Consider the following 14,109-nt stretch of genomic DNA (forward strand, 5'->3'; position numbering starts at 1 on the left):
TTCATTAAGCAACCTGTCCATAGCCCTCGGGCGGCCCGCTGCCGCCCTGTCTGGTCCCGCCCGCTGTCCGGGGCGAGGCCGAAATTTACTGAAAGGAGGTTTCAGCCGGAGCCGTTCCCACTGATCACCGTCCGTACTGCGGACCGTCCGGCAAAGCTGCGTACCCCGACCAAAAAACCACTATGAAAAAGATGATACTAGTATTGGCAGGAACGATGCTCTTCAGCGTCTCCTGCAACCAGAGCGGACTTCGCAAGGAGACCGGTCCGACGGCGCACTTCGCCGCCGCGACCGATCTGGAGGTCCGCAGGCTCATGGAGCAGGGCGTCGAGTACGATGAACGACAGCGCCAGGCCCGGGCCATCGCAGTCGTCTTCGCCAAGAGGACGACCCCTGAGCGCGCCCACAAGCTCGCAGCCCTCTGCTACCTGAAAACCCTCGGCACCGACCTCATGCCGCTCGACCTGGCGGAAATAGCCCTCTCGGAAACCGGTTCCCTCGGATTCAATGCCAAGGCAGTATCGCCCAAAGGGGCGCTCGGCGTGTGGCAGTTGATGCCGTACCGCGCCGCCAGCCACGGTTACCGGCCCGAGGAGATGCAGGACGACGAGAAGTGCGCCGAAGCCGCCGTGCGGGAGCTCTACAGCAAGCTCGACATGGCTGACGGCGACCTTGTCCGTGCCAAGAAACTTTACTGCGGTGTCGGCCCCGAGGCCGATGCCTACGAGATCAAGCGGCGCCGCTACCGGAGAGAGATCCTTCGAGAGCTGGAGCCGGCGCTTCCGGTGCGGGCCCAGGAGCTCCGCATCGAGGTGGAGCAGGCTTCGTAACCAGGAATCATTCTCCCGTGAAACAGGTATTATTCGCCGCATTCATACTGCTCTTTCTTTCGGGCTGCTCCCTGTTCCTCTCCGAACCGCGGGTCGCGGTCAAGGATGTGGCCGTGACCGGCTTCGGGGCAGACGGGGTGGACATTGAGCTGCTTCTCGGCGTGACCAACGAGAACTCCTTTGCCCTGTCGCTGACCGGGTACAGCTATGATCTTCAGGTGCTGGCTCTCCCCCTGACCACGGGGGGAGAGCGCCGGCGCATCGAATTTCCCGGCGGCGCCACCACCGATGTGCGTCTTCCTTTCCGCGTCCCCTTCCGCTCAGTCATGGAGATTCTCAAGCGGCATCCGGACCCGGCCGCGATTCCCTATCGGCTGACCGGGTCGCTTGAGGTCGAGACCCCCCTGGGGCTCACACTGGTGCCGGTAAGTTCGACGGGCACGTTTTCCGTACCGCAGCGGTATCGCCCCGCAGAGATTCTTAAAGGTTTCACAGAAGCCATCAACGGCCTCCGACGCTGATTGTGCGCCTCTTGCCGCGTGATTCCACGCCGCTTGGGCCTCCTTTTCACTTGATAATGCGGACACCCCTCTGCTATATCAGAACCCATCACCTCTACGTGTTCCTCCGGAGTTCTCCACCATGTTCAAGGATATGAAACTCGGTTACCGGCTCATAGGCTCCTTTGCCATCATGGCCGCCATCGTTGCTGTCACCGGCTTCATCGGCATCCGTTCCATCGGGATGGTTGGAAACAGGGTGTCGGATCTCATGCAGACCCGCGCGGACCAGCAGAAGCTGGCGTTGCAGCTCCAGGCCGCCGAGCGCACCAGCCGCGTCGCCCTGCTTGAGGCGATGATGGGACATGTGGATGCCAGTATCCTGGCCGCGAACGTGGAGTCCTACCGCAAGAACCGCGACATCTTCAGACGCTACAGCAACGCGCTGCTCAAGGGCGATCCGGCCCTGGGCATCCGGCCGCACTCCGTCGATACCGTCATGGAAGAGCACGCCAAGGCGCTCATGGAGACCTGGAGCGAGTATGAAAAGGTGGCGGGCAGGATCATTGCCTACAAGTCCGGGGTCCTGAACGGTTCGGTGCCTCCTTCGGCGCTCGTTGAAGCCAGGCTCATCTCCGAGTTGTCCGGGGCAAGCGAATTCGTGGCCCGCGACATCGACGACCTCATCGAGACGGTCAAGGGGCTAATGCAGGTGGTGGGGCAGGAAACGCGCCAGATACGGGCCTCGGTCAGCATCACATTCGTTATTGTTATCATCGGTGCCGCCGTGCTGGCCTTCGTCTTCGGCGTCGTGGCCACCCGCAACATCATCCGGCGGGTGAACATGATGGTGACGGCGCTGAACAAGGGGGCGGAAGGGGATCTCACCGTCCGGGTGACCACTGATGCCACGGACGAACTGTCGCTGCTCGGCCGGGATTTCAACGCCATGCTGGAAATGCTGGGAGAGCTGGTCCGGAAGGTGAACCGCTCCCTGGTCGAGGTGGGGCAGGTCTCCTCCAACATCTTCGAGGCTTCGCGCCGGGTCATGGCCGCGGCGGAAGTCCAGGCCGAGGGTGTGTCCCTGACCTCGTCGGCCGTTGCCCAGATCAATACCTCCATCAAGGAGGTCTCCCGCGGCGTCGACGGCCTTTCCCTTTCCGCATCGGAAACCTCGTCGTCGATCCTCGAAATGGCCGCCAGCATCGAAGAGGTGGCAGTGAACGTGGACTCTCTGGCCCAGGCCGTTGAAGAGGTAAGCTCCTCGGTGATGGAGATGGCCGCGTCCATCAAGCAGATCGCCAACAGCGTCGTGAGTCTCCAGGATGTGACCACCACCACTGCCTCTTCTGTGGCCGAGATGGACAGCTCGATCAGGCAGGTCGAGAAGAATGCCATGGAGACCGCATCCATTTCCGAGGGAGTGCGGCGGGACGCGGAGATGGGCAAGGTCTCCGTTGAAGCGACCATCGCCGGGATCAACGAGATCAAGCGCTCTTCCCGGATCACCTCGGAAGTCATCGAAACCCTTTCCGTCCGGGCCACCGACATCGGCGCGATTCTGTCGGTCATCGACGAGGTGGCCGAGCAGACCAACCTGCTGGCCCTGAACGCCGCCATCATTGCGGCCCAGGCGGGCGAACACGGCAAGGGCTTCGCCGTGGTGGCCGACGAGATCAAGGAACTGGCCGAGCGGACCACCAGCTCCACCCGCGAGATCGCCCAGCTGATCAAAGGGGTCCAGGACGAAACCGCCCGGGCCGTGGAGGCTATCGAACTGGCCGAGAAGAGCATCGCCGACGGAGAGGCCCTGTCCCAGAAGTCGGGCGAAGCCCTGACCAAGATCGTTGCCGGCGTCCAGGGAGCCACTGCCCAGGTGGAGAGCATTGCCCGGGCCACCATGGAGCAGGCCAAGGGAAGCCAGATGATTCGTAGCGCCATGGAGCGGGTTTCGGACATGATCGCCCAGGTGGCCGGCGCCACCCGGGAGCAGGGCAAGGGGAGCGACATGATCATGGCCGCCGCGGAGCGGATGAAGGGGCTTACTTCCCAGGTCAGGACCTCAACCCGGGAGCAGAGCAAGGTGGGTGCGTTCATCGCCCGTTCCACCGAAAACATCACCGACATGATCCAGCAGATCAAGCGGGCCTGCGACGAGCAGTCGCGGGGCAGCGAGCAGATCATCCGCGCCGTGGAGGACATCCAGGAGTCGACCTCGACCAATCTGGGTTCGGCCCGGGTGATGGACGATGCGGTGTCACGGCTGTCCCGCCAGTTGGAAGCCCTTGAGCGGGGTATGAGCAGCTTCAAGGTGGAGAATCGGTAACCCGGTACCGGGGGCCGGGGATCGGCACGATCCCTGAAAACCCAGTTCGGCAACCATTCCGAAAGGTTTCCCATGAGCAGAATCGCCGGCACGTTTGCCGAATTGAAGCACAACGGCCGCAAGGCCCTCGTTACCTTCATCACCGCCGGTGACCCGGACCTGGCCGCCACGGAAGAGCTGATTCCGCTTCTGGCTGAAAGCGGCGCCGACATCGTGGAGCTTGGCGTTCCCTTTTCGGACCCAATGGCCGACGGCCCCACCATCCAGCTCTCTTCCGAGCGGGCCCTTGCTGCGGGGACGACCCTGCCGAAGCTCCTCGACATGGTGCGCCGCCTCCGCACCCGCTGCCAGGTGCCCATCGTGCTCATGGGCTACTACAATCCGATTCTGACCCACGGCCTTGAGCGCTTTGCGGCGGATGCCTCGGCCGCGGGGGTCGACGGCGTGCTCCTGGTCGACCTCCCCCCGGAGGAGGCGGCCGAGTTCAAGGCGTGTGCCGACCGCCACGGGCTCGACGTCATCTTCCTTCTCACTCCCACCTCCGACGAAGGGCGCATCCGGAAAGTGGCGCGGCAGGCCCGCGGGTTCGTCTACTATGTGTCGGTGACCGGCGTGACCGGCGCGAGGAGCGGTGTGGAAGCGTCCGTCTCCTCCAACGTGACCGCCATTCGCGAGGCGATCGCCGTGCCGGTCGTGGTCGGCTTCGGCATCTCGACGCCCGACCAGGCTGCCCAGGTGGCCGCCTCGGCCGACGGCGTGGTGGTGGGGAGCGCCATCGTTAAATTGTTCGAGCGGTTCACGGCCGCCGAGCTCCGGCGTGAGGTCGCAACCTTCGTTTCCGCGCTGCGGAAAGCGATCGGAAATTGACTTTAGCTGACTTTTTTGGTAATAAAACTTTTCAATTTCACTAAAAAATCCGGGATGCGAAGGTCCCGACGGAGTGATGACATGGCGTGGTTCAAACGCGACAAGGCGCCGGGCGCGGCTGACAAGAAGGTGAAGGTTCCCGAGGGGCTCCTGACCAAGTGCGTGAGCTGCAAGGAAAACCTTCTGACCAAGGACCTGGAGAAGAACATCAATGTCTGCCCCAAGTGCGGACACCACTACCGGATCTCGGCCCGCCAGAGGATCGATCTGCTGCTGGACCCCGGGAGCTTCACGGAATACGATGCTGCCATGACCTCGGTGGATGTCCTTGATTTCAAGGACTCCAAGAGCTACAAGGATCGGATCCAGCAGGCGGTTGCCAAGGGTGGATCGCGCGACGCGGTGATCTGCGGTGAGGGCGCCATCGAGGGCACCCCGGTCCAGATGGCGGTCTTCGACTTCTCCTTCATGGGGGGAAGCATGGGGAGCGTGGTGGGCGAGAAAATCACCCGTGCCATCGAGCGGGGGATCGAGAAGCGGACCCCGGTCATCATCATCTCCGCTTCGGGGGGGGCGCGGATGCAGGAAAGCATCCTGTCCCTGATGCAGATGGCCAAGACCTCGGCGGCCCTGGCCAAGCTCAAGGAGTTGGGGCTTCCCTATATTTCCATCCTGACCGATCCGACCACCGGCGGGGTGACCGCCAGCTTCTCCATGCTCGGTGACATCAATATGGCCGAGCCCAAGGCTCTCATCGGCTTTGCCGGCCCGCGGGTCATCGAGCAGACCATCCGCCAGAAGCTCCCTGAAGGGTTCCAGCGGGCCGAATACCTCCTGGACCACGGCATGGTCGACGTCATCGTGGAGCGCAAGGATATGCGGGCGAGCCTCGCCCGGATACTTTCCATGCTGTATCGCGGCTGAATCTTCTTACCCCGGGATGTGCACGAAGGGGCCGGTTCGTTGACCGGCCCCTTTTTCGTGCCGGGTCAAATCAGTGGACATTTACCCTTTCATTTCCTATAATTCCGGCCAGCCATGACCTACGGGGAGATCCTGGCACATATCTACGGTCTGCGGCGCTTCGGCATCAGGCCGGGACTCGAACGGATCGCCACTCTCCTTCAGCGGCTCGGCAACCCCCAGGAGCGGCTCAGGGTCGTTCATGTGGCCGGGACCAATGGCAAGGGGTCAACGGCCGCCTTTCTGGCCTCCATTCTGGCGGAGGGGGGATACCGGGCAGGACTTTTCACCTCTCCCCACCTTACCCGCTTCACCGAACGGTTCAGGATCAACGGCAGGGAGATCGCCGAAGAGGCCGCCGCGCGCGTGGCCGGACAGGTCCTGGCGAGCGCGCCGGAGGGTACCACCTTTTTCGAGGTGGTGACGGCCATGGCGCTGCTCCATTTCGTCGAGGAAGGGGTTGACGCGGCCATTCTCGAGGCAGGTATGGGGGGCGGCGCCGATGCCACGAGCGCTGCCACGGGAATCCTGACGGTCATCGCTCCCGTTGCCCTCGATCATTGCGAGTGGCTGGGCGACACCATCCCGGCCATCGCCCGGGAGAAGGCCGGACTCATCAGGGCCGGACGGCCCGTGGTCCTCTCCCGGCAGCCGGCTGAGGCCCGTGACGTCTTCATTGAGCGCGGTCGCAACCTGGGGGCACCCCTGGTATGCTTCGGTGCTGATTTTTCCGCCGCGTGGGACGAATCGTCCCTTGCCTATGACGGGCTGTCGCGGCAGCTTGCCGGCCTGCGGCCCGGCATCGGCGGCCGCTATCAGTCGGCGAACGCAGCCACGGCCCTGGCCGCCGCGGAAATCCTGGCCGACAACGGCTTCCGCCTCGATTCCTCCGCGCTGCGGGCGGGCATTGACGCGGCCCGCTGGCCCGGAAGGATGGAACTCTTCACCGGCGCGCCGCGGGTGCTGCTGGACGGCGCCCACAATCCCGACGGTGCCCGGGCGCTGGCCGAGTCGCTGGCCGACTATCCCCGGCGGCGCCTGATCGTGGTGACCGGCGTCATGGCGGACAAGGATGCGGCGGGGATACTCGCCCCTGTTCTGCCCCTGGCCCATGAGGTGGTGGCGGTCACGCCGGCGGTGGAACGGGGCCTTGATGCCGGCCGGCTCGCCGAGCTGTGCCGGGAGAAGGGGCTGAATGCCGTTGCCGGCGGCACCGTCGCCGAGGGGCTCGGCCTGGCCCGGCAGCGGGCCGGCGAGCAGGATCTCATTCTCGTCTGCGGTTCCCTCTTCACGGTGGGAGAGGCCCGGGCGATTCTTCTTTCGCAGCGATACGAGCCGTTTCGCGGCTGACCGGTAACCGGGCATGCCGCTCATGTGCAGTTAACGACCCGGACACGGAAACCGTCCATGCCATTGAATCCCATCCGCATAGCTGGAGGCATCGTTCTCTCGCTGCTCCTGGCCCCGCCCTATACGGCCCGGGGTGCAGACGGGGGCGGTGAGCCGTTCTATCTCGATGCCGACACCCTGACCCACGAGGCTGCCGGTGACACGGTTGAGGCGAGCGGCAACGTGCGGATCAGGGGGAGGGGAATGACGCTCCTCTCGGACCGGGCGTTCCTGTTCGGCGACAGGGAGGAGGCCGAGGCCCGGGGGAACGTGATCCTCATGCGCGATGGCGATACACTGCGCGCGGACCGGATCCGGCTCAACTACCGAACCGACACCGGCATGGTGGAGAACGGCGCGGCCTTCATGCCCAAGGGCAACTTTCACCTGCGAGCGAAGCAGATGGAAAAGAAGGGGCCCGACGCGTATCGCCTGGAGCGGGGGTCCTTCACCACCTGCGACGGTGACAATCCCAGCTGGAAGTTTTCCGCTTCCGAAATCGACGTGAATACCGAAGGCTACGCCACCGGCAAGCACGCCCTGTTTCTTGTCAAGGATGTTCCGGTTCTTTACTTTCCCTACCTCATCTATCCCGTGAAACGCGAGCGGCAGTCGGGCCTGCTGACGCCCCGCACCGGCAACTCCAGTAAAAAGGGTTTCATGCTCGATCTGGCCTACTACTGGGCCATCAGCCCCAGCCAGGACGCGACCTTCAACGTTGATATCCTGACCAAGCGCGGAACGGGGCTCGGCGTGGATTACCGCTACATCCGGAAACGGGGCAGCGAGGGCAACCTGCGGGGCTTCGTCATCTACGATACCGAGCAGCAGCGCTTCCGGGGCGATCTCTCCCAGCGGCATCAGGAGATCGTTTCGGATACGTTCAACCTGAAGTCCGACATCAATCTGGTGGCCGACCGGAACTTCTACCGGGACTACGCCGAAGAGAGCGGGGTTTACAACCAGAGCCAGCTGGAAACCACCCTTTCGGCCACCAAGTATTTCGATCGTCACATCCTTTCCGGCGAGTTCCGTTACGTGCAGGACCTGCGGGAAGAGGTCCCCGACAACCGCAAAACTCTCCAGAAGCTCCCCACCATAACCCTGACGGGCATCAGCCAGCGGCTGTGGGAAACCCCGGTGTTCTTCTCCTTTGATTCCAATTTCATCAACTTCTATCGGAGGGAAGGGATCAAGGGGCAGCGGCTCGACCTCTCCCCCGTGCTCACGGGGTACGCAAAACCGTTCGGTCCCCTGGAAGCCGCCGCCTGGGTCGGCTACCGCCAGCGTCTCTACTACGCCCATGGCGTGGAGAGCGGTGAAGGTATCCGCGGATCGGGGCTCTTTTCGGCCGGGACCTCGCTTTCCTCAACGCTTTCGCGGGTGTTCGAAACGGGCAGTCCCACCATGCCCCGGGTTCGCCATGTGATGATCCCCGAGATTCGCTACAACTACGTGCAGGACCGGGACCAGGAATCGCTGCCGTTCTTCGATTACAACGACCGCATCGTGCATGAGAACCGGGTCGTCTACTCCCTGACCAATTACGTGACCGGCCGGTTCGACCGGGGCGACGGGCCGCCCGAGTACCGGGACCTGCTCTATCTCCGCATCGCCCAGGGCTACGAGTTCAGCGGCACCCGCCGCGATCTCCTCACCCTGGTGGATGAGAAGCGGCACTTTACCGACGTGCAGGTGGAGGCCGCGGTGCACCCCCACCGGCTGGTGTCGCTATCCACCGACCTGCGCTACAATCCCTACCGCACGGTCCTTTCCACGGTGGCCGTGTCGGCCGATGCCCGCGATGAAAAGGGCAATGCGGCCGGCATCACCTACCGCCACGCCCGGGACGAGGTGGAGTACCTGGAGGCGAAGGCATCGCTGGCCCTGTTCTCACCGGTGTTCGCCACTTACGCCAACCGCTACTCCTTTGACCGCAAGGGGACCCTCGAGTCCTTCTATTCGCTGGAGTACCGGCACCAGTGCTGGAGCGTGAGCTTCTCCTACCGCGACCGGCCCGATACCAACGAATTCTTTGTTACCTTTGCCCTGGCCGGTATCGGTTCGGTGGGCAAGATACGGGCATTCTAATCCTCAGGAGGTTGTCATGGGCGACACCTTTTCCCCTTCCGCCGTTCTCGTAACCGGCGGCGCCGGCTTCATCGGCTCCAATTTCATTAATCACTTCCTGCCGGCGAACCCCGGTTGCCGGGTGATCAATCTGGATATCCTCACCTATGCCGGCAATCTGCGCAATTTGACAGCCGTGGAGCAGAACACCGCCTACCGCTTCGTTAAGGGCGACATCGGCGATGCCGACCTCGTCCGGCGCATCCTGGCCGAAGAGCGGATCGACGCGGTTGTCCACTTTGCCGCCGAATCCCACGTGGACCGCTCCATCCTGGGACCGGAAATTTTCGTGAGAACCAACGTCCTCGGCACCCAGGTGCTCCTGGAGGAAAGCCGCCGGCACTGGGAATCGGGCGCGATCGAGCGCTTCCGCTTCCTGCATGTTTCGACCGACGAGGTGTACGGGACACTGGGGGAAACGGGCTACTTCACCGAGGAGACCCCCCTGGCCCCCAACTCCCCCTACTCGGCGAGCAAGGCCGGTTCCGACCTGCTGGTGCGGGCCTACAACGAGACCTTCGGCCTGCCGGTCCTGACCACCCGCTGCTCCAACAACTACGGTCCCTTCCAGTTTCCGGAGAAACTGATCCCGCTCATGATCCACAATATCGTGGCCGGAAAGCCCCTGCCGGTGTACGGCGACGGCCGCAACGTGCGCGACTGGCTCCATGTGAAGGATCATTCCACGGCCATCGAAACGGTGCTCAAGGGTGGCAAGCCGGGCGAGGTCTTCAACGTGGGCGGCAACAACGAGTGGTTCAACATCGACATCGTTCACCTGCTCTGCGATCTCCTGGATGAACGGCTCGGCAGACCCGGCGGGGAAAGCCGCGGCCTGATCACCTTTGTCAAGGATCGTCTCGGCCATGATCGCCGCTACGCCATCAGCGCTGCCAAAATCAAGCGGGAGCTGGGATGGGAGCCCTCGTACACCTTCGAGCGCGGCATTGCCGAAACCGTGGACTGGTACCTGGCCAACCGCGCCTGGGTGGATGAAGTGACGTCCGGCTCATACCGGGATTACTACGAAACACAGTACGGAGGCGGGCAATGATCCTGGTGGTCGGTGCCAAGGGAATGCTCGGCCGCGACCTCATGCGGGTGCTGCCGGGGGACGTGCGGGGAGTTGACATCGAAGAGATCGACATTACCTCGCCGGAATCGGTACGGCGGGTCATTCTGACCCTGAAGCCGCGGGTGGTGGTGAACTGTGCCGCCTACACCGATGTGGACGGCTGCGAGACCAACGCGGACCTTGCCATGGCGGTGAACGGCGAGGGGGTGGGGCACCTGGCCGCCGTGACCCGCGAGATCGGGGCGCTGCTCGTTCAGATGAGCACCGATTACGTGTTCGACGGCGTCAAGGAGAGCCCGTTTCTGGAGGATGATCCGCCCAATCCCCTGAGCGTGTACGGCAGATCGAAGCTTATGGGCGAGGAACAGGCCCGTGAAACCCCCGATCACCTCATAGTCCGGACCCAGTGGCTCTATGGGCTCGGCGGCAAGAACTTCGTGGAAACCATGCTGCGCCTGTCGACGGAGCGGAGCGAAATCGCCGTGGTGGACGACCAGTTTGGCTCCCCCACCTGGACAGTGGACCTTGCCCTGGCCATCAGCGAACTGATCGAGAACAACTGCCGCGGCACCTATCATGCCGCCAACAGGGGGATCTGCTCCTGGTTCGATTTCGCCCGCGCCATTTTTGCCGAAGCAGGAGTGGAGATGACCGTCCGGCCCCAGACCACCGCCCAACTGGGCCGGCCGGCCCCGCGTCCCCTCTATTCGGCTCTCTGCTGCGACAAGTTGACCCGGGACACGGGGCTCGAACTGGAAGGCTGGCGCGAGGCACTTGCCACCTATTTGGAAAAGCGGCGCGAAGCCGGATTGTCCTGACGGAGGAACACGACGATGGAACTGGAGCGCGGCGAACGTCCTTGGGGCACATACACCGTTCTCGAGGAGAACAAGAACTACAAGATCAAGCGGATCGAGGTGAAGCCGGGGCAGCGGCTGTCGCTGCAGATGCACCATCACCGGAGTGAGCACTGGATCGTGGTTTCCGGAACGGCCCGGGTTACCTGCGGCGACGATGAATACACGGTGAACGTGAACGAATCCACCTTTATCCCCATCGGTCGCAATCACCGGTTGGAAAACCCGGGCAAGATACCCCTCGTCATAATCGAGGTGCAGAGTGGGGAATACCTGGGGGAGGACGACATCATTCGTTTCGATGACGATTACCATCGCTGCGAAGCCGCTGCAGCGACCTGTGCCGAAGAGGAAGGGGCGTGAGCCCTTCCTTCATCACCACACTTCCCGACACGTTCTCCGGCAGGCCGCGGCGTCCCGTTTCCGCGTCGCGCCATGCCGGCAGCCACAATGCCTACCATTGTTCCCTGTACCAGCTGAACGAGACAATTAGTTGAGACATTGATAATGTCTGTGGATTGGTGTCGCCGTGTTCACTCCTTGAGCGATTGTGTCACCATTGCCCTGTTGTACGCACCGGTAATGGCGTGGCGGGTGAGGATGCCGACCACCCGCCTTTGTCCGCCGGGCTCCACAACGGGAAGCTCGTCCAGGGGCGTGCGCTCGAAGATCTGGAGTGCTTTCGCCAGAGTGTCTTCGCTGGTGACGGTCAAAATGTCCACGGCGGCCATTTCGCCCAAGGTGACCTGGTCGAGAAGCTCCGGCTCGAACGCGATCCCCAGGAAGTCATGGATGACCACGACCCCGGAAAGCTCTCCCCCGCCAGTGACGACGGGGAAGGTGGTCTGGCGCGGCGAATGGCTGCGGGCCAGGAACTGGCGGATGGTCATGGTTTCCGGGAGTATCTCCGGGTCGCGCATCATGACCCCCCTGACCCGGATTCGCTCCAGGACCCTCTGTTCTCGCCCGGCCCGCAGGTCGATCCCCTGGGCGGCCAGGTCGGCAGTATCGATGCCGTCTTTGCGGAAGTGGCGGGCCACGGCGGTGCCGATGGCGCAGGCGAGCATGATCGGCACAATGACCTTGTAGGAACCGGTCATCTCGAAGAGCAGGAAGATGCCGGTCATGGGCGCGTGGGTGACCGATGCGAGGAACGCGCCCATACCCACCAGGGCATAGGCGCCCGGCGTTGCCGTCTGATACGGGAAGAGGCTGTTCGCCAGGAAGCCGAAACTCATGCCGGTGACCGAACCGATGAACAGGGACGGCGCAAAGGTCCCGCCCGGCAGCCCCGAGCCGACCGTTACGCAGGTGGCGACCATCTTGCCGACGATAAGGAGCGTGACAAGGAGCCACCCCACGTCGTTGGAAACGGCTTTTTCGATGAACTCGTAACCGTTGCCCTGGACCTGGGGCAGAAGAACCGCGACGCAGCCAACGAGAAATCCGCCCAGAAGAGGTTTCCACAGTGGATTGATAGGGAGGCGCGAGAACATGTCCCTGGTTTTCCCGTAGCCTGTTATGAAGAGGGCCGCGAGGCAGCCGCACACCACCCCGAGCAGGGCGTAGAAGGCAAGTTCGAGGGGGTGAACGAGCTGGTAGGCGGGCACGTCGAAGGCGGGGATGTCGCCATACATGGCCCGGGAGACAACGGTGGCCATGCCGGACGAGATGACGATGCTCGTGAAGGAAGAGAGCTCGAAGGAGGAGAGGAGGACGATTTCATGGGCGAAAAACACCCCGGCAAGGGGGGCATTGAAGGTGGCGGCAACTCCGCCGGAGACCCCGCAGCCGATGAGGACCTTGAGACGCTCTCCCGACATGCCGAGCAGGTGCCCCACCACGGAGCCGGCCGTGCCGCCGATCTGGGCGATGGGGCCTTCCTGGCCGGCGGAGCCGCCGGAGCCGATGGTGAGCGCCGACGAAATCCCCCTGGTGAACATGAGCCTGAGCGGCAGTCGCCCGCCCCGCAGATTGACCGTTTCCAGAAACCGGGGGAAGCCGAAGGCCATGTCTTCCCTGAATTTGATGAACAGGGGGAGCATGACGATGGCGCCGGTGATGGGAAAGGCGATAGCCCAGAGACGGCTCGCGTTCCAGGCATAGGGCGAATAGCCGGTCAACTGCCCGCCGCTGTCGATGATGAGCCACCGGAACAGGTCGATGCACGAGCGGAAGGCGTAGTTGCACAGTCCCGCCAACAGGCCGATCCCAACGGCGAGAATCGCCATGAGCGTATTTTCGCTGATCCGAAACCGGGAGAGGAGAGAAAAAACCGCCCGCCGCATTCGGACGAACCGGCGCAGCAGATGAAGATCCCTGATGAGGATCAGCGGTGTGGTCCACCGTGCAGATTTTCCGGGAAACTCAAGCTTCATGGCAGGATGCGGCTCCTGGGCGGGAAAGCCCGGTTTTCGGAATGCGGGCCGCCCCGTCGCATCCCGATTGTTTGAATGCAAATTATATACTGCCGCGGTTACGATTCCGCAACATGTTTTCCCCGTCGCACTGGTCGATTTTCTTGCCTTGGTGATAATCCGGCGCTAGGATGGGGGCGAGAAGGGGGCGTTACGATCCTGAACCGGAGCTGATAATGAAAACTACAGAAGAACTTATCGCCGATGTGACCGATAACCTGCGCCGGGTTTTTCAGGTTGTGAACGAACACTCGAAACGGGCCATGCGTGAGACGGGGCTCACCGGGCCCCAGCTCTGGACCATCAAGGTCGTTGCCGGCCACGGCCCCATTCGGGTTTCCGATCTCGCCCGCAGGCTCTATCTCCACAATGCCACGGTAGTGGGGATCATCGACCGGCTGGAGGCTCTGGGGCTCGTGCAGCGGACCCGGTCCCGGGAGGATCGCCGGGTGGTGATGGTCGACCTGACGGAAGACGGGAAAAACCTGGTGGCGCAAGCTCCCGAGGTGGCCCAGGGACTCCTTGTGTCGGGGCTGGAAAACATTCCCCGCGAGAAGCTCGAAACTATCTCCGAAGGATTTCAGCTCATGGTCAGCATCCTCGGGGCGCAGAACCTTCCCCCCCAGCTCATTTTCTCGTCGGAGGTGAACCGGGCGCGGGCAGGGGGCGCCCGGAAGGGGCGAAGGAATACGGAGTGAAACGGGAGTTTCCGCTAAAAAGGAGCCATGATCGGCTTCTTTTTTTATGGCGGAAAC

12 protein-coding genes are annotated in these 14,109 nt (G+C 63.0%); 11 read left to right on the plus strand and 1 reads right to left on the minus strand.

All coding sequences use genetic code 11. From position 1 onward, the window contains the following. Positions 1-182: 182 nt before the first annotated feature. The 10 genes from AABA48_RS03005 (at position 183) to AABA48_RS03050 (ending at position 11,300) form a co-directional block, all read left to right on the plus strand. A complete protein-coding gene (locus AABA48_RS03005; protein ID WP_119333136.1) occupies positions 183-830 on the plus strand; it encodes a transglycosylase SLT domain-containing protein in 648 nt (215 codons plus the stop codon). Positions 831-847: 17 nt separating this feature from the next. Then, on the plus strand, positions 848-1,351 hold the full coding sequence (locus tag AABA48_RS03010; protein WP_286352050.1) for an LEA type 2 family protein: 504 nt from the start codon (positions 848-850) through the stop codon (positions 1,349-1,351). 121 nt (positions 1,352-1,472) lie between these two features. Next, the gene (locus tag AABA48_RS03015; protein WP_338271045.1) at positions 1,473-3,656 is read left to right on the plus strand and encodes a methyl-accepting chemotaxis protein; all 2,184 of its coding nucleotides are present in this window, start codon (positions 1,473-1,475) and stop codon (positions 3,654-3,656) included. 72 nt (positions 3,657-3,728) lie between these two features. Then, entirely contained in the window at positions 3,729-4,523 is a 795-nt protein-coding gene (gene trpA / locus AABA48_RS03020) for a tryptophan synthase subunit alpha (protein WP_324311019.1), read from the plus strand. 81 nt (positions 4,524-4,604) lie between these two features. After that, positions 4,605-5,447 (plus strand): acetyl-CoA carboxylase, carboxyltransferase subunit beta, encoded by an 843-nt coding sequence (accD, locus tag AABA48_RS03025; RefSeq protein WP_286352053.1) that lies wholly within the window; start codon positions 4,605-4,607, stop codon positions 5,445-5,447. 114 nt (positions 5,448-5,561) lie between these two features. After that, positions 5,562-6,836 carry a bifunctional folylpolyglutamate synthase/dihydrofolate synthase gene (locus tag AABA48_RS03030; RefSeq protein WP_324311021.1) on the plus strand — a complete coding sequence of 425 codons (1,275 nt, stop codon included), beginning with the start codon at positions 5,562-5,564 and terminating at the stop codon, positions 6,834-6,836. 57 nt (positions 6,837-6,893) lie between these two features. Next, positions 6,894-8,966, plus strand: coding sequence for an LPS-assembly protein LptD (locus AABA48_RS03035; RefSeq protein WP_286352055.1), 2,073 nt, complete (start codon positions 6,894-6,896; stop codon positions 8,964-8,966). 16 nt (positions 8,967-8,982) lie between these two features. Continuing rightward, a complete protein-coding gene (gene rfbB / locus AABA48_RS03040) occupies positions 8,983-10,059 on the plus strand; it encodes a dTDP-glucose 4,6-dehydratase (RefSeq protein WP_338271046.1) in 1,077 nt (358 codons plus the stop codon). Continuing rightward, entirely contained in the window at positions 10,056-10,898 is an 843-nt protein-coding gene (gene rfbD, locus AABA48_RS03045; RefSeq protein WP_338271047.1) for a dTDP-4-dehydrorhamnose reductase, read from the plus strand. The genes rfbB and rfbD overlap by 4 nt, the downstream gene beginning before the upstream one ends. A 15-nt stretch (positions 10,899-10,913) precedes the next feature. After that, positions 10,914-11,300 carry a cupin domain-containing protein gene (locus AABA48_RS03050; RefSeq protein ID WP_010943000.1) on the plus strand — a complete coding sequence of 129 codons (387 nt, stop codon included), beginning with the start codon at positions 10,914-10,916 and terminating at the stop codon, positions 11,298-11,300. A gap of 170 nt (positions 11,301-11,470) precedes the next feature. Here the strand turns inward: AABA48_RS03050 and AABA48_RS03055 are convergent, their stop codons facing one another. Next, positions 11,471-13,315, minus strand: coding sequence for a chloride channel protein (locus AABA48_RS03055; RefSeq protein WP_338271050.1), 1,845 nt, complete (start codon positions 13,313-13,315; stop codon positions 11,471-11,473). A gap of 215 nt (positions 13,316-13,530) precedes the next feature. On the opposite strand from AABA48_RS03055, the gene AABA48_RS03060 reads away from it, so the two are divergent. After that, complete coding sequence (locus AABA48_RS03060) at positions 13,531-14,052, plus strand: MarR family winged helix-turn-helix transcriptional regulator (RefSeq protein WP_338271052.1); 522 nt, start codon at positions 13,531-13,533, stop codon at positions 14,050-14,052. Positions 14,053-14,109 lie beyond the last annotated feature (57 nt).

The organism is Geobacter sp. 60473 (assembly GCF_036323535.1).
GTDB lineage: Bacteria > Desulfobacterota > Desulfuromonadia > Geobacterales > Geobacteraceae > Geobacter > Geobacter sulfurreducens.